Below are 16403 nucleotides of genomic sequence, written 5' to 3'. Positions count from 1 at the left end.
TCGATGTTCAGTGGCTGGCCGGCAATGCCGGCGTTCTGGAACCGTCGGTGCGATGGAACAGCCGCTCCAGTTGCAGATAGATCACAGGGGTGGTGAACAGCGTCAGCATTTGGCTGATCAGCAGTCCCCCCACCACGGCGATGCCCAGTGGCTGGCGCAGTTCGGCACCGGCGCCATAGCCGAACATCAGGGGTAGTGCGCCCAGCAGTGCGGCCAGTGTGGTCATGATGATCGGGCGGAAGCGCGTCAGGCAGGCTTTGTGAATCGCTTCACGGGCGTCCAGCCCTTCGCTGCGCTGCGCATGCAGGGCGAAGTCGATCATCAGAATGCCGTTCTTCTTGACGATCCCGATCAGCAAGACCAGGCCGATCAAGCCCATGATGGAAAAATCCTGTCCCCATAGCCATAGCAGCAACAAGGCACCCAGCCCAGCCGATGGCAGGGTCGAGATGATGGTCAGCGGGTGAACGAAGCTTTCGTACAGCACGCCGAGAATGATGTAGACCGCCACCAGTGCGGCCAGAATCAGCCAGGGCTGGCTGGCCAGCGAACTCTGGAAAGCCTGGGCAGCGCCCTGGAAGCTGCCGGAGATAGAAGCGGGCATGGCCAATTCGGCTTGCGTGCGTTCGAGCAAACCGACGGCCTCGCCCAAGGCCACGCCGGGCGCCAGATTGAACGACAGGTTGGCCGCCGGAAACAGGCCATCGTGGCTGATCGACAGCGGGCCCTGAGTGGGTGCCTCAACCTTGGCCACGGCCGACAGCGGCACCATTTCGTTGGTCAGGGGCGAGCGCAGGTAGAAGTACTGCAGACTCTGCGCCTTGCCGCGCTGATCGGCCTTGAGTTCCAGAATGACCTTGTACTGGTTGGTTTCGGTCTGGAATTCGTTGATCTGGCGCTGACCGAATGCATCGTACAGCGCCTGGTCGATGTCGCTGGTGGTCAGGCCGAAACGCGAAGCTGCCACCCGATCGATGCTGATGTGGGTCACGCTGCCACCCAGCTGCAGGTCGTTGGACAGGTCGCGAAAGGCCGGGTTGGCACGCAGTCGTTCGGTCAGGCGTTCGGTCCACAGGTTCAGGCTCGGCCCGTCGTTGCTCTTGAGCACGTACTGGTACTGGCTGCGGCTTGGCCCGGCGCTCAGGTTGATGTCCTGTCCGGCGCGCAGGTAAAGCACCACGCCAGGCACCTGGGCGAGCTGGGGCCGCAAGCGGTCGATGAATGCGCTGGCCGACACGTCGCGTTCGCTCTGTTCCTTGAGGCCGATCCAGAATCGCCCGGTGGCGATGGTCTGGTTGCTGCCGGTTACGCCCACGGCGTGGGAATAGGCCCTGACCGCCGGATCTGCACCGATGATACGGGCCAGGGCAAGGTGTTTTTCCTGCATGTCTTTGTAGGAAATGTCGGCGGCCGCTTCGGTCGTGCCGAGAACGAAGCCGGTGTCCTGCACCGGGAAAAACCCCTTCGGGATGAGCACGTAGCCCGCCACCGACAAGGCAACGGTCAAGCCGAACACGGCCAGGGTGATGCCCTGGTGAGCCAGTGCGCGGATCAGACCTTTGTCGTACCAGGCCAGCAGGCGCTCACTGAAGCCCGCGCGTGCGGCGTGTGCGGGGCGGCGCATGAACAGCGCGCATAGCGTCGGTGCCAGGGTCAGGGAAACCACCACCGAAATGAGGATGGTAGAGGTTGCCGTCAGCGCGAATTCCTTGAACAGGCGCCCGACCACGCCGCCCATGAACAGCAGTGGAATGAATGCAGCAATCAGCGAAAAGCTGATCGACACTACCGTGAAGCTGATCTCGCTGGCGCCCTTGATCGCCGCTTCACGCATGCCATCGCCAGCCTCCAGATGGCGATGGATGTTCTCCACCACCACGATCGCATCGTCGACCACGAAACCGACACTGATGACGATGGCCACCAAGGTCAGGTTGTTCAGGCTGAAACCCATCAGGTACATGGCGGCGAACGTTGCGATCAGCGAAACGCCCAGCACGCTGGACACGATCAGCGTGGCCGACAACTGGCGCAGGAACAGGGCCATGACGGCCACCACCAGCAGCACGGCGATCAGCAGCGTCAGCTCCACTTCGTGCAGGGATGCACGGATGGTCTGGGTGCGGTCGTTGAGTACGGTGACATCCACGCTTGCCGGCAGCATCTCCTGCAGGCGTGGCATGGCGGCCAGTATTCGGTCGACCGTGTCGACGATGTTCGCACCGGGCTGGCGGAAGATCGTCAGGTTCAATCCTGGCTGATCACCCGACCAGGATTGCACATAGGCGTTCTCCGCACCCTTGATCACGGTCGCGACGTCCTTGAGTTGTACCGGTGCGCCATTACGGTAGGCCACCACCAGCTGCGCGTACTCATGAGCCTCGAAGAGCTGGTCGTTGGTGGCCAGTGTGGACACGCTGGTGTCACCGTACAGAGCACCCTTGGCCAGGTTCAGGCTGGTCTGCTGGATGGCACCGCGCAGGTCGGCAAGCGTCAGCTCCAGCGCTGCGAGGCGCTCTGGGGCTGCCTGCACACGGATCGCCGGGCGTTGCTGGCCGGTGATGTAGACCTGGCCAACGCCCTCGATCTGGCTCAGTTGCCTGGCCAGCAGGGTTTCGGTGTAGTCGCTCAACACGTGGGTGGGCATCTGCGCCGAACTCACGCTGAGGATCAGCACCGGGCTGTCTCCTGGATTGACCTTGCGCCAGGTCGGCAGGTTGGGCATGTCCTGCGGCAAGCGTCCGGCTGCCGTGTTGATCGCCGCCTGGACCTCCTGGGCGGCGGTGTCGATGCTTTTGCTCAGGCTGAACTGCAGGATCAGGTTGGTCGAGCCCAGGGCGCTGCTGGAGGTCATCTGGGTCATGCCGGGAATGGCGCTGAACTGCACCTCCAGCGGCGTGGCCACCGAAGACGCCATGGTCTGTGGACTGGCGCCGGGCAGTTGCGCGTTGACCTGGATGGTCGGGAAGTCCGCTTCGGGCAGTGGCGCGATCGCCAGCCGGGTGAAAGCCAGGCCTCCGAGCAACACCAGCGCCACGGTCAACAGCACGGTGGCCACCGGATGGTCGATGCACCAGGCGCTGATCGAGCGCCCGGTGCTCATCGCAAGGTCGCTGCGTTGTCCACCGTTGGCTCGAGCACCTGTACGCGGGCTCCCGGCCTCAACCGCGATTGCCCGTCACTGACCAGCACATCGCCCGCAGCAACGCCGTCTATCAAGCTTTGGGTCGACGTCTGGTAGCGCACCTGCACCGGCACCTGCTCGACTTTGGCGTCTGTCACGCGGTACACATAATGGCCTTCGATACCGCGCTGCACTACGGGCAACGGCACCACCAGAGCGTTGCGTTCGACGCCGACCTGCAAGCCGACACTGACCAGTTGGCCTGGCCACAAGGTGTGTCGGCCGTTGTGAAACTCGGCCTTGGCGCGGATGGTTCCGGTGCTTGCGGCAATCTGATTGTCGAGCAGCGTCAGGTGACCCTCACCCACCAGCTTGCCCGTTTCGGTATCGCCATCGAGGTAGGCGCGCACCACTGCCGGCTGCGGCCGGTCGAGCAAGGACTGCAACGTCGCCAGCTCCTGCTGGGGGAGCGAGAATTCCACTGCGATGGGGTCGATCTGGGTCACTGTGAACAAGCCTTCGGCATCGCTGACACGCAGGAAGTTGCCCGGATCCACACGGCGGATACCGACCCGACCGGTTACCGGAGAGTGAATCTGGGTGTAGGACAGCTGCACCTGAGCGGCAGCGATGGCGGCCTGATTGCCTTGCAAGGTCGCGGTGAGCTGGTCGAACAGGGCCTGTTGTTCGTCGAGCAACTGGCGCGAAATACCATTGTCGCGACTCAGGTCCTTGTAGCGGCGCAGATTGACCCCTGCCACCTGCAACTGCGCCTGGCTCTGGCTGGCTTGCGCCCGCGCCTGAGCAAGGCTGGCGCGAATGGCACGATCGTCGATGCTGGCCAGCGCATCACCCTTGTTCACCCATTGGCCTTCCTTCACGGCGACCTGCGCCAGAACCCCATCGACCTGCGCGCGCACGGTCACGCTGTGCAGCGAAAGCACCGAGCCGATACCGGTGAGATAACGCGGCACATCGGCCTGCACCACGGTGACTACACGCACCGGGATGGGCATTGCCGGCACTGGCTTATTCGCTGCAGTGCGATCGAGCAGCAGCCAGGCCGCGCCTGACACGACGACAAGCAGCAAGCCTGCCAGTAACAGCGGTCGGATGGCTATGCGCATGCGTATCGGACACCGGCAGGGGGAAGAGCTGGCAGTTTGACCTTAGTCGCGTCGCCTTGCCAAGCCCAAGCCCCGGCGTGATTGGTCGTGCGCAGGCCACGCCTGCCGCGCGCTCCTGATTCGGAAGGGAAAAAATCGTTCGGCTTCGCTGGAAATACACCAACAGTATCTATCGGGTTTTTCCTACGAGTTGCGCTGAATAGACCTATAGCGCCGCCCAGTTGATCACCAGAGACTTTCTTCCTTACAACAAGTCGATAAATGAAGGAAGGCCAGTGATCGTTATGGACTGTGTGAAGTATGGCAAAGGATTGCTGCTGGCGAGTCTGATTCCCGTGATGCTGGCGTTGCTGTACGTCAGCACGCTGCCGGCGGCGATCAAATGCTGTGCATTTCAACTGGCCCTCGCCCTGGGCATGCTGGTGTTGCTGTCGACCCGCGTGCCGTGGGTAAGGGTGCTGGTGGTCGCCTCGTTCATGCTCAAGTTCGCGGCCCTGGAGGCCCTCGACGAGAAAGCTGGCAACGTGCCGTTCATCAGTATTCTCTACGCATTCATTTTGCTGTGACGCTACTTGCCCTGTACCGAATCCCACGGGGTCACGAACGCCTTGCGGCTCTGTTTTTGGTACAGGCAGAGTTCTGCGCCAGGCTGGTTCTTCATGTGCGCCTGCGGGTAGCGGCCTTGAATGAGCACTGCGGTATAGCCCACGCGGTCTTCGAACTCGGCGGGAGCGCTGGCCACTCGGGCCTGTTTCAGCGTGGTGGCTTTCAGGCAGGTGCTGGCGACGCGCTTGTCGTGTTCCGCCCACGCCTGGTCGGTCGATGCCATCGCGTGGGTGGTGAAGCCGCCGAGTGCGAGCAACAGGGTCAGGTAGGTTTTCATGGTCGTGGTTCCTGCGCCTTGTGAACAGGCAGCCATTATGCCCAACTGATGTTCATCTGCGTACCTGGACGCCTGCGCCAGGCCCCGGCTGTTTCAGCGTGCCTGCTCCGTGACGAAGCGCGCCGCGGTGATCAGGCAGCCGGTGAGTTCCGGAGAGGAAAACTTGGTCAACACCGCGTTGGCACCGGCCAGGCGCGCCTTCTCGCTGTTCATTGTGCTGTCCAGCGAGGTGTGCAGCAGGACGTAGAGGTCCTTGAAGTCCGGTGTATCGCGCAGCGTGCGGGTCAGCGCATAGCCGTCCATTTCCGACATCTCGATATCCGACACCAACACATTGATCTGCGCATCGGTACCCTGCAGCTCCAGCAGGCAATCGATCGCCTCGCGGGCGCTGCGCGCCGTGCGGCATTCGATGCCCAGTGTGCGCAGGGTGATGAGCGACTGCTGCAGCGCCACATGGCTGTCGTCCACGACCAGGATCCTGGCGTTGGCAAGGCAGCGCGCGTCGGCATCGCTCAAGCGTTGAGGGTCGCCCTGCAGTCGCGCCGGGGCGATACCGTGGATGACTTTCTCGATATCCAGCACCTGCACCAAGGCACCGTCCACCTGGGTAACGCCGGTGATGAACGACTTGGTACCCGAGCCGTAGGGCGGCGGACGAATATCGGTGCTCAGGCAATGGACGATGCGGCTGACAGCCTGTACGTGCAGGCCCTGCTTGGAGCGGCTGACGTCGGTGACGATCAGGCAACCGCCGGAAGGGTCGAGCAATGGCTGTTCACCGATCGCTCGGCTCAGGTCGATGACGGACAGCGCCTGGCCACGCAGGGTTGCCACGCCCTTGACGTGCGGGTGCGCTTCGGGAAGCCGGGTCAGGGCAGGGCAGGGGATGATCTCGCTGACCTTGAGCAGGTTGATGGCCATCAACTTGCCGCTGCGCAAGGTGAACAGCAACAGCGAAAGGGAATCTGCGCGGGCGTTCTGGGATGCCATGTGAACCTTCTTGATGAAACCGATGCAGGGCCGTGAACAGTAGACCCATCGAGTGCGTTGCCTATGTATCGACTCGGCGTGCGCAGGCTTTAACGCGATCGTCGACAGGCTGCGAGCAGGGTCTTAACGCCGGTTTAATCGACAAGGCATAACTGTAGCGAGGTTGGCGGAAATCTCCGGTTACATCGTATTTCCGGATTTTTCCTACAGTCGTCCGCGCGAGTCAGCGTGTAGACTGGCGCCCATCGAAAACCCGCCCGTTTTGGCCTGTGAAGGGAAAGCTGCAATGAACGAAGTCAACTTGCGCCTGAACCGCGAACGCCGTTTCCTGGTGCTGCTGGGAGTGATCTGCCTGGCCCTGATCGGCGGCGCGCTGTACATGCAGATCGTGCTGGGCGAGGCGCCATGCCCGCTGTGCATCCTGCAACGCTACGCCCTGTTGTTCATTGCCCTGTTCGCGTTCATCGGCGCGGCCATGCGCGGCCGTACCGGCGTGACTTTGTGCGAAGGGCTGGTGGTGCTCAGTGCGCTGGGTGGTATCGCAGCCGCCGGGCGCCATGCGTGGGTGCTGGCCAATCCAGCGGTCAGCTGCGGCCTCGACACGTTGCAACCCATCGTCGACGGTCTGCCCCTGGCCAATCTGATGCCCAGCGTGTTCCAGGTGCAGGGGTTCTGCTCCACGCCCTATCCACCGGTGCTGGGCCTGTCGCTGGCGCAATGGGCGCTGGTAGCTTTCGTGATGACGGCTATTCTTGTACCACTGGGCATCTATCGCAATCGCACTCGCCGCTGAGTATTCCAGCACGCACGCCCGGTCATTATTCGTGCCGGAATCCGATTCCCCGTTGATGGGGTAAAGGCGCGAATGTGGCAACGTGTCGCCCTTGAGTTTGCAAAAGCCTCGTAATTACGGGCCTTTGCAAGGGTTGGCCGGGGTGCGACATCGTGTCGCAAGGCTTTGAAAGTGCGTCGGATTGTTGCATAATTTGGAAATACCTGTTGCCGGATTAGTCGTAGTCAATGGGTAATAGGCTCACTACAATCGCGGAAATTTCAGTGGGTCAGTGCCTCAAAAAGGGCAGGTCAGGTGGTCGCATGCACCAATGACAGGCACTTTTCGTACCTTTGGCGCTGCCTGGCTGAACCCTTGCGTGGTCCGTGCACTCAAGGGAAGGAGTATGCAGCCCTTCGGCTGCGCACGTCATGACAGCTGCACCGCTCCAGACCGGTCTTGTCATCCCGCAGCAACTGCGAGCCTGGCATGTCCGTATTCAATCCCGATATAAATGCTGGCGCTTGGCAGGTCGAAGTGTTGGCTACCAAAACACAATTGCATTGAAGCAAGCTGCTCTAGAGGTCGTGAGATGAGTAAAAAGCGTTACCCCAGACTGTTTGGCATACTGCCCTTTTTAGGCATGCTTTTTCTCGGCGGGTGCAAGTGGACCCTGATCGACTCGAAAGGGCAGGTGGGCATCGACGAACGCAACCTGATCTACATCGCCACCGGGCTGATGTTGCTGGTGGTGATCCCGGTCATCGTCATGGCGCTCGCGTTCGCCTGGAAGTACCGTGCCTCGAACAAGGAAGCGACCTACACGCCTGAATGGGCGCACTCCACCAAGATCGAACTGGTGGTATGGGGCATCCCGCTGCTGATCATCATCGCGCTGGGTTACGTGACCTATGTGTCGACTCATCACCTGGACCCCTACCGTCCGCTGGAATCCGAGCACAAGCCGGTGACCATCCAGGTCGTGGCGCTGGACTGGAAGTGGCTGTTCATCTATCCGGAACAAGGCATCGCCACGGTCAACAAGATCGTCTTCCCGGCGAATGTACCGGTCAACTTCCGCATCACTTCCGACTCGGTCATGAACTCGTTCTTCATTCCGCAGCTTGGCGGCCAGATCTACGCGATGGCCGGCATGCAGACGCAGCTGCACCTGATCGCCAATGAAAATGGCGAGTTCGACGGCATTTCCGCGAACTACAGTGGTGCAGGCTTCACCGGCATGAAGTTCAAAGCAGTCGCTACGACCCAGGCCGATTTCGATGCATGGGTCAGTGAAGTGAAGAGCGCGCCTAAGCAGCTCGATGCAGCTACCTACGAAGCGCTGGCCAAACCTAGCGAGAAAAACCCGGTCGAGCTGTATTCCTCGTACGTTCCGAACCTGTTCCAGACCATCATCGACAAGTATGAAGGGATGAACCCAGGCAAAGGCGTCAGCCACGAGGGGAAACAGGCCTCGAACGAAGGGATGGACATGGGCAAGAATTCAGCTGCTGGGGCAGAGGAGTAAAAGATGTTCGGTAAACTTAGTCTGGAAGCGGTGCCCTTCCACGAGCCGATAGTGATGGTGACACTTGCCGTCGTTGCGCTGCTCGGGGCGGTGGTGTTCGGTCTGATCACCTATCACAAGAAGTGGACGTACCTGTGGACCGAGTGGTTCACGTCGGTCGACCACAAGAAAATCGGCGTCATGTACATCGCCGTTGCCCTGGTCATGCTGTTGCGGGGCTTTGCCGACGCCATCATGATGCGCTCGCAACAGGCAGTGGCCACTGCTGGCTCGACCGGCTTCCTGCCGCCCGAGCACTATGACCAGATCTTCACCGCTCACGGTGTGATCATGATCATCTTCATGGCCATGCCATTCATGATCGGTCTGATGAACATCGTCGTGCCGCTGCAGATCGGCGCACGCGACGTAGCCTTTCCGTTCCTGAACTCGGTCAGCTTCTGGCTGTTCGTGGTCGGCGCGCTGCTGGTCAACATCTCCCTGGGGGTCGGCGAGTTCGGCAAGACGGGCTGGGTGGCGTATCCACCGCTGGCGGGCATCCAATACAGTCCCGGAGTCGGTGTCGACTACTACATCTGGGCATTGCAGATATCCGGTCTGGGTACATTGCTGACGGGCGTCAACTTCATCGTCACCATCCTGAAGATGCGTGCGCCCGGCATGACCTTGATGAAAATGCCGGTGTTCACCTGGAACTGCCTGTGCACGGCTGTACTGATCGCTGCATCGTTCCCGATCCTGACCGCTGTACTGTTCATGCTGACGCTTGACCGTTATCTGGGCTTCCACTTCTTCACCAACGAGCTTGGTGGGAACCCGATGATGTACGTCAACCTGTTCTGGGCCTGGGGTCACCCCGAGGTGTACATCCTTATCCTGCCGGCATTCGGTGTGTTCTCGGAAGTCACTTCGACGTTCTGTCGCAAGCGCCTGTTCGGTTACGTGTCGCTGGTATGGGCAACCATCGCCATCACCGTGCTGTCGTTCATCGTCTGGCTGCACCACTTCTTCACCATGGGTTCGGGTGCCAACGTCAACGCCTTCTTCGGCATCATGACGATGGTGATCGCGATCCCGACGGGTGTGAAGATCTTCACCTGGCTGTTCACCATGTACCGCGGCCGCATCGAGTTCACCACTCCGATGCTGTGGACCATCGGTTTCATCGTGACCTTCAGCATCGGCGGCATGACCGGCGTTCTGCTGGCAGTGCCCGGTGCTGACTTCGTGTTGCACAACAGCCTGTTCCTGATCGCTCACTTCCACAACGTGATCATCGGCGGTGCGGTATTCGGTTACCTGGCCGGCTTCACTTTCTGGTTCCCGAAAGCCTTCGGCTTCAAGCTCAACGAGCGCCTGGGCAAGTACTCCTTCTGGTGCTGGCTGGTAGGTTTCTACCTGGCGTTCATGCCGCTGTACGTGCTGGGCTTCATGGGCATGACCCGTCGCCTGAACCACACCGACAACCCAGACTGGACGCCGTGGCTGTACGTGGCTTTCGTCGGCGCGCTGTTCGTGGCCGCAGGTATCGGCTTCATGCTGCTGCAACTCTATGTCTCGATCCGCGACCGTCATCTGAACCAGGACGTCTCGGGCGACCCATGGGATGGCCGTACCCTGGAGTGGTCGACTTCGTCGCCACCACCGTTCTACAACTTCGCCGAGCAACCAGTGGTTTCCGACCTGGACGCTTACTGGGGCATGAAGGAACGTGGTGAAGCCACTGCCAACGCTGCGGACTACAAGCAGATTCACATGCCGCGCAACACCGGTATGGGCGTGCTGATGTCGTTCTTCGGTCTGATCCTGGGTTTCGCTGCCATCTGGCACATCTGGTGGGCAGCTGCGATCGGTCTGGCCGGCATGGTCATCACTTTGATCGTGCGCAGCTATGACGATGACATCGACTACTACGTACCGGCTGAAGAAGTCGCTCGTATCGAAGGTGAACGCATGGCTCGCCTGGCAAACGCCGCACGAGTTGATTCTCGTCTGAACTCCACGGTGGAGAAGGCTTAAACAATGTCTAACGCAACCCTAAACGCGGAAGTGGCTCACGAGCACGAGCACGGTCATGACGATCACGATCATCACGATTCCGGGGGCATGACTGTCTTCGGTTTCTGGATCTACCTGATGACCGACTGCATCCTGTTCGCGTCGATCTTCGCCGCCTACGCAGTACTGGTTAACAACGTTGCCGGTGGCCCCTCGGGCCACGACATCTTCGAGCTGCCGTTCGTGGCAGCCGAAACCGCACTGCTGCTGTTCAGCTCCATTACCTATGGCTTCGCCATGCTGGCGCTGCACAGCAACGACAAAAGCGGTGTGATGAAGTGGCTGTTCGTCACTTTCCTGCTGGGCGCAGGCTTCATCGCGATGGAAATCTACGAGTTCCACAAGTTGATCGAAGAGGGCTTCGGCCCGCAGCGCAGCGGCTTCCTGACCGGGTTCTTCACCCTGGTCGGTACCCACGGCCTGCACGTGACCAGCGGTTTGATCTGGATGGCGGTGCTGATCGCCCAGGTCAAATCCAAAGGCCTGACCGCAACCAACAACACGCGCATGAGCTGCCTCAGCCTGTTCTGGCACTTCCTGGACGTGGTCTGGATCTGCGTGTTCACCGTCGTCTATCTGATGGGAGCTCTGTAAATGGCAAACCCTCATACCACTTCGGCCGGTAGCAGCCACGGTAGCTACAAGTCGTACATGATCGGTTTCGTGCTGTCGGTCATCCTGACCGCGATTCCGTTCGGCCTGGTGATGTTTCCGAGCATGTCCAAGGAAGCCACCCTGTGGATCGTGATGATCTTCGCGGTGATTCAGGTGCTGGTTCACCTGGTCTACTTCCTGCACCTGGACCGCACGTCCGAACAGCGCTGGAACGTGATTGCCTTCGTGTTCTCTGCGTTGATCATCGCGTTCCTGGTAGGCCTTTCGCTGTGGATCATGTTCAGCATCCATCACTTCATGATGGCGAAGTAAGGAACCCGGACATGTCCGTAAAGCACTTTATCCAAATCACCAAACCGGGGATCATTTTCGGTAACGTGCTTTCCGTGGCAGGTGGGTTCTTCCTGGCCTCTCAAGGGCATGTCGACATCGGGCTGTTTCTGGCCACGGTGATCGGTACATCGCTGGTAGTGGCGTCGGGCTGTGCATTCAACAACTGCATCGACCGTGACATCGACGTGAAGATGGAGCGCACCAAGAATCGCGCGTTGGTTCAGGGGCAGATTTCGGTGAAGGTCGCACTGATCTTCGCCACGCTGCTGGGGGTTGCCGGGATGGTCATGCTGTACGCATTGGCCAACCCGCTGGCGGCCCTGTGCGGCTTGATCGGCTTCGTCATCTACGTGGGCTTCTACAGCCTTTATCTGAAGCGCAAGTCGGTGCACGGCACTCTGGTCGGCAGCCTGTCCGGCGCCATGCCTCCGGTGATCGGTTACGTGGCAGTGAGCAACAGCTTCGATTTGGCGGCGTTGACGTTGCTGGTGATGTTCAGCCTGTGGCAGATGCCCCATTCGTATGCGATCGCAATCTTCCGCTTCAACGATTACCTGGCGGCTTCGATTCCGGTGCTCCCGGTCAAGCGTGGTATCGTGGTGGCGAAGAAGCATATCCTGATCTACATCCTGGCTTTCCTCCTGGCGACGCTGATGCTGACCCTGGGTGGCTATGCCGGCATGAGCTACCTCGCAGTTGCCGCAGCCATGGGCATGTACTGGTTGTACATGGCCTGGACAGGTTACAAGGCGGTCGATGACAAGGTCTGGGCGCGCAAGCTGTTCGTGTTCTCGATCTTCACCATTACCGCGTTGAGCGTAATGATGTCCCTGGATTTCAAGGCGCCGGGCGAGCTGTTGCTGACCTACGCGCATTGATCCTGCTGCAGCGATAAAAAAGCCCCGGACCGAACAGTTCCGGGGCTTTTTTTTGGGGCAAAGGTTGGTTCCGCACCGCATATTGCGCTTTACATCCCCGCATCGGCCCCGTTATCTTTCGGGCTGGCCACCGCAGTGGCCAACGTCGCTCGGACGGTTCCGGGCGCTTACGTATCCGAGGAAGTCATGGCCGAACCTGTTCGCCCGCGCCGCTTTGCGCGCATCGATCGTCTCCCCCCCTATGTGTTCAATATCACCGCCGAGTTGAAGATGGCTGCGCGTCGGCGCGGCGAAGACATCATCGACCTGAGCATGGGCAACCCCGACGGCGCCACGCCACCCCATATCGTCGACAAGCTGGTGACCGTTGCCCAGCGCGAAGATACCCACGGCTACTCCACTTCCCGCGGCATTCCGCGGCTGCGCCGGGCCATTTCGCGCTGGTACAAGGACCGCTATGCGGTCGATATCGACCCTGAAGACGAAGCCATCGTCACCATTGGCTCGAAAGAGGGTCTGGCGCACCTGATGCTGGCCACGCTCGACCAGGGTGATACCGTGCTGGTGCCCAACCCCAGCTACCCGATTCATATCTACGGTGCGGTGATCGCCGGCGCCCAGGTGCGCTCGGTGCCGCTGGTGCCGGGCGTGGACTTCTTCAACGAGCTGGAGAGGGCGATCCGCGAATCCATTCCCAAGCCGAAGATGATGATTTTGGGCTTTCCCTCCAACCCGACCGCCCAGTGTGTGGAACTGGATTTCTTCGAGCGGGTGGTGGCCCTCGCCAAGCGCTACGACGTCTTGGTGGTGCATGACCTGGCCTATGCCGATATCGTCTACGACGGCTGGAAAGCGCCGTCGATCATGCAAGTGCCGGGCGCCAAGGACATCGCCGTCGAATTCTTCACCCTGTCCAAGAGCTACAACATGGCTGGCTGGCGGATCGGCTTCATGGTCGGCAATCCCGAGCTGGTCAATGCGTTGGCACGCATCAAGAGCTACCACGATTACGGCACGTTCACGCCGTTGCAGGTCGCAGCCATCGCCGCGCTCGAAGGCGATCAACAGTGTGTGAAGGACATCGCCGAGCAGTACCGCCAGCGCCGCAACGTGCTGGTCAAAGGCTTGCACGAACTGGGCTGGATGGTCGAGAACCCCAAGGCGTCGATGTATGTCTGGGCCAAGATCCCGGAGGCCTACGCGCACATGGGCTCGCTAGAGTTTGCCAAGAAGCTGCTGGCCGAAGCCAAGGTCTGCGTCTCGCCCGGCATCGGCTTCGGTGACTATGGCGACGACCACGTACGTTTTGCGCTGATCGAAAACCAGGATCGCATTCGGCAGGCCGTGCGTGGCATTCGCCAGATGTTTCGCAACGACAAGAGCTGACGCTCTACCCTGGCATATCGTGCCACTCGTACTGCATCTGCCGAGCGGTGAGGCGCGCCGCATCGGCACCGAGCAGGCGTGCCACCAGATGCAGGCTCATGTCGATGCCGGCTGAAATCCCGGCGCTGGTGACCAGGCTGCCAGCATCGACATAGGGCACATTCTCCCGCACATCGAGGTCCGGGTAGCTGTCGCGCAGCTCCTGGATGTCGGCCCAATGGGTGGTGACGCTCTGCCCCTCCAGCAGGCCAGCCTTGGCCAGGATCAACGCGCCACTGCATACCGAAGTGAGCAACCCGGTCGTCGCCGCCATCCGCCGCACCCACGCGAGGGTATTCGGGTCATTTACAGGTTGATCGATCACGCCCCCCGGCACGATCAGCACATCGCTGTGCACCTCTTCATCGAACTGGCCGTCGGGCTGCACCCGCAGCTCGTAGCGGGCGGTAAGCAGGTCGCGACTGGCCGCAACCGTGCTGACCACGAATGGCGCGTGAATGCTCAAGCCGTCGCGCAGCGCAACGCGGGTGGCAACGCTGAACACTTCGTACGGCCCGGCGAAGTCGAGAATCTCGATACCGGGGTAGAGCAGGATGACAACCTGCAAGGGGCGGTCGAAAATCTGCAATTCGGGGGGCAAGGCCTTGGACATACGGTCACTCCAGTCTGGAGCACGCATCATCGAGCTGAACGGTAAAAGGGTAAATGACAGTTACCCCACAGATCCTGCCAAAGTGTCGTGATTGCTTGCATCGCACGTTTGCGCGGCCAGGGCTGAAATTGTTTCTCGACGTTGCAATTGCCGAACATCACCTTTTTAAATGGCAACCTGATCCTGGCTTTTGGCCGATTGCGCGTAAACTTATCCTTCTTCGCGAGGCGGTCGACCATCACCGCACTCGTCCGCTGTGCCTCTGGCCAGTCATCGGCCAGGCTTCATCTTCACTTTCAGGATCATATCGTCATGACCAAACGGCTCACCAGCGCTCTGCTGGCTTGTGTATTGCTCGGCTCCAGCGCTGCCCACGCGCAGAAGGCGCCACCACCGGTGCAGTTGTCCCTGCTCGGGTCCGGCGGCGTGGTCAGTGCCATGCAGACCATCGTCGTCGAATACGAAAAAGCCACCGGCATCAAGGTCACCGTGCTGCCTTCACCTGCCATCGGCGACAACCCCATGGCCATCTCCAGTCGGCTGGAGCGCGGCGAGCGTGCCGACCTGGTGCTCACCGAAGACGCCGCGTTGAACAAACTCATTCAATTGGGTGAAGTGCAGCGCGAACCTCGCGTGGATGTCGGCAAGTCCTTCATTGCCATGGCCGTACGCCAAGGTGAGGCCAAGCCAGACATCGGCAGTGTCGACGCTTTTCGCAAGACGCTGATAGACGCCCGCTCGCTGGCCTACTCCAACAGCACCAGCGGCCTGTACCTGTCGCACCTGCTGTTTCCGCGCATGAAACTGGCCGAACAGCTTCGCGACAAAAGCAGCCTGGTAGACAGCGAGCCCGTGGGTGCCGTGGTTGCTCGGGGCGATGTGCAGCTGGGTTTCCAGCAATTGAGCGAGCTCAAGGCGGTACCGGGCATCGATATCGTCGGCCTGATTCCCGATGCGGTGCAGAAGATGACTTTGTATTCGGGCGGTGTCACGCGTACCAGCGCCCACCCTGAAGAGGCCGCCGCATTGCTGCAGTACCTGAGCACACCGGCAGCCCGTCTCGCCATTCAGGAAAGCGGGCTTACGCCGGTGCATTGATCACGCCGGGCGCCAACGGTGGTCTAGAGAATCTTCACAGTATGAAAGGCCACGGTGTCATAGGGCACGGTTACTTCCTGCTTGTCCTTGAGCTGGGGGTGGGTGGCAATGATTTCGCGGACTCTCTGGTAAATCGGCTCTTGCTGTTCAGGGGGGAGGGTGGCGATGAAGCTGATGGAGCGCACCCGGTTGAGAATCACGTCTTCCGGCGTGCCGGTGTGCGAATGGCTGAAGTGCTTTTCCACCAGCGGGTGGGCGAAGCCCTTGTGCGGGAACATTTCACGCCACTGTTGGGTGTAGAACCGCGGGCTGTCACCGGCCACCGCGCTGACCACGTCCGCCACCTGACGTACCCAGTCCTCGCGGGTATCGCGCAGGTTCCAGATCATTCCCAGGCGTCCGCCGCGCTTGAGCACCCGGTGGATTTCCTTCATGGCCTCGGGTTTGGCAAACCAGTGGAAGGAATGCGCGCAGATCACCGCGTCCACCGATTCGTTTTTCAACGGGATCTCTTCGGCGGCGCCCTCGAGTATCTTCACGTAGGGCTTGTCGCCCCAGTTGAGTTCCAGCTTCTCGCGCATGGCGGAAACCGGTTCCACCGCGAACACCTCGGCGCCGATATCGACCAACCGCGGAATGAACTTGCCAGTCCCCGAGCCCAGGTCGAGTACAGTTGTATGGGGTGGGTCCCATTTGCTGTGCGGCTTGATCTGCATGATCTCGCGCAGCCAGTTGTCGAGTTCCTTCGGGTAGTCCGGGCGCCCCTTGTCGAATGAGCTGGCACCCTGCAGATAGCCTTTTACAGCCGTCGATGGAAGGAGTTTGAGAAGTTTTTCGGTCAAGCTCTTGGGGTTTGTGGTGCTACTGTTTTTGTCGAAATTGCTCATGTTCGCCCTCGCACGCTTGCTAGCGCGGTTGTTGTCGCCAGGCTGATTGCACAGCGCAACGCCCAACCA

The 16403-nt window shown here is 60.5% G+C and carries 15 protein-coding genes; 9 read left to right on the top strand and 6 right to left on the bottom strand.

Annotation, left to right across the window (positions count from 1 at the left end; translation table 11 throughout):
• Positions 1 to 7 precede the first annotated feature (7 nt).
• A complete protein-coding gene (locus tag IFT80_RS07235) occupies positions 8 to 3103 on the bottom strand; it encodes a multidrug efflux RND transporter permease subunit (RefSeq protein ID WP_192137067.1) in 3096 nt (1031 codons plus the stop codon).
• Positions 3100 to 4251 (bottom strand): efflux RND transporter periplasmic adaptor subunit, encoded by a 1152-nt coding sequence (locus IFT80_RS07230; RefSeq protein WP_192137065.1) that lies wholly within the window; start codon positions 4249 to 4251, stop codon positions 3100 to 3102. The genes IFT80_RS07235 and IFT80_RS07230 overlap by 4 nt, the downstream gene beginning before the upstream one ends.
• A gap of 275 nt (positions 4252 to 4526) precedes the next feature.
• On the opposite strand from IFT80_RS07230, the gene IFT80_RS07225 reads away from it, so the two are divergent.
• Positions 4527 to 4817, top strand: a complete 291-nt coding sequence (locus tag IFT80_RS07225) for a hypothetical protein (protein WP_163007611.1) — start codon at positions 4527 to 4529, stop codon at positions 4815 to 4817.
• 2 nt (positions 4818 to 4819) lie between these two features.
• Here IFT80_RS07225 and IFT80_RS07220 read toward each other — a convergent pair whose 3' ends face one another.
• Complete coding sequence (locus tag IFT80_RS07220; protein WP_122479590.1) at positions 4820 to 5134, bottom strand: hypothetical protein; 315 nt, start codon at positions 5132 to 5134, stop codon at positions 4820 to 4822.
• A gap of 93 nt (positions 5135 to 5227) precedes the next feature.
• Positions 5228 to 6127, bottom strand: a complete 900-nt coding sequence (locus tag IFT80_RS07215; RefSeq protein ID WP_122479589.1) for a chemotaxis protein — start codon at positions 6125 to 6127, stop codon at positions 5228 to 5230.
• Positions 6128 to 6413: 286 nt separating this feature from the next.
• Here IFT80_RS07215 and IFT80_RS07210 point away from each other — a divergent pair, with 286 nt between their 5' ends.
• The 7 genes from IFT80_RS07210 to alaC all read left to right on the top strand — a co-directional run bounded on the left by IFT80_RS07210 (position 6414) and on the right by alaC (position 13697).
• Positions 6414 to 6920: a disulfide bond formation protein B gene (locus tag IFT80_RS07210; RefSeq protein ID WP_122479588.1), complete on the top strand. Its 507-nt coding sequence runs from the start codon at positions 6414 to 6416 to the stop codon at positions 6918 to 6920.
• 571 nt (positions 6921 to 7491) lie between these two features.
• Entirely contained in the window at positions 7492 to 8427 is a 936-nt protein-coding gene (gene cyoA / locus IFT80_RS07205) for a ubiquinol oxidase subunit II (protein WP_122479587.1), read from the top strand.
• 3 nt (positions 8428 to 8430) lie between these two features.
• A complete protein-coding gene (cyoB, locus tag IFT80_RS07200; protein WP_122479586.1) occupies positions 8431 to 10446 on the top strand; it encodes a cytochrome o ubiquinol oxidase subunit I in 2016 nt (671 codons plus the stop codon).
• Positions 10447 to 10449: 3 nt separating this feature from the next.
• Positions 10450 to 11079, top strand: a complete 630-nt coding sequence (locus tag IFT80_RS07195; protein WP_122479585.1) for a cytochrome o ubiquinol oxidase subunit III — start codon at positions 10450 to 10452, stop codon at positions 11077 to 11079.
• Entirely contained in the window at positions 11080 to 11412 is a 333-nt protein-coding gene (gene cyoD / locus IFT80_RS07190; protein WP_122479584.1) for a cytochrome o ubiquinol oxidase subunit IV, read from the top strand.
• An 11-nt stretch (positions 11413 to 11423) separates the two neighbouring features.
• Positions 11424 to 12311: a heme o synthase gene (gene cyoE / locus IFT80_RS07185; protein WP_122479583.1), complete on the top strand. Its 888-nt coding sequence runs from the start codon at positions 11424 to 11426 to the stop codon at positions 12309 to 12311.
• 186 nt (positions 12312 to 12497) lie between these two features.
• Positions 12498 to 13697 (top strand): alanine transaminase, encoded by a 1200-nt coding sequence (gene alaC / locus IFT80_RS07180; protein ID WP_122479582.1) that lies wholly within the window; start codon positions 12498 to 12500, stop codon positions 13695 to 13697.
• A gap of 4 nt (positions 13698 to 13701) precedes the next feature.
• Here alaC and IFT80_RS07175 read toward each other — a convergent pair whose 3' ends face one another.
• Positions 13702 to 14349 carry a DJ-1/PfpI family protein gene (locus IFT80_RS07175; RefSeq protein WP_192137063.1) on the bottom strand — a complete coding sequence of 216 codons (648 nt, stop codon included), beginning with the start codon at positions 14347 to 14349 and terminating at the stop codon, positions 13702 to 13704.
• A 312-nt stretch (positions 14350 to 14661) separates the two neighbouring features.
• Here IFT80_RS07175 and IFT80_RS07170 point away from each other — a divergent pair, with 312 nt between their 5' ends.
• A complete protein-coding gene (locus IFT80_RS07170) occupies positions 14662 to 15447 on the top strand; it encodes a substrate-binding domain-containing protein (RefSeq protein WP_122479580.1) in 786 nt (261 codons plus the stop codon).
• A gap of 23 nt (positions 15448 to 15470) precedes the next feature.
• Here the strand turns inward: IFT80_RS07170 and IFT80_RS07165 are convergent, their stop codons facing one another.
• Entirely contained in the window at positions 15471 to 16334 is an 864-nt protein-coding gene (locus tag IFT80_RS07165) for a class I SAM-dependent methyltransferase (protein ID WP_192057709.1), read from the bottom strand.
• Positions 16335 to 16403: the final 69 nt, after the last annotated feature.

Source organism: Pseudomonas sp. CFBP 8771 (assembly GCF_014841695.1).
Classification (GTDB): Bacteria; Pseudomonadota; Gammaproteobacteria; order Pseudomonadales; family Pseudomonadaceae; genus Aquipseudomonas; species Aquipseudomonas baltica.
This window is presented reverse-complemented; position numbering and strand designations above follow the sequence as displayed.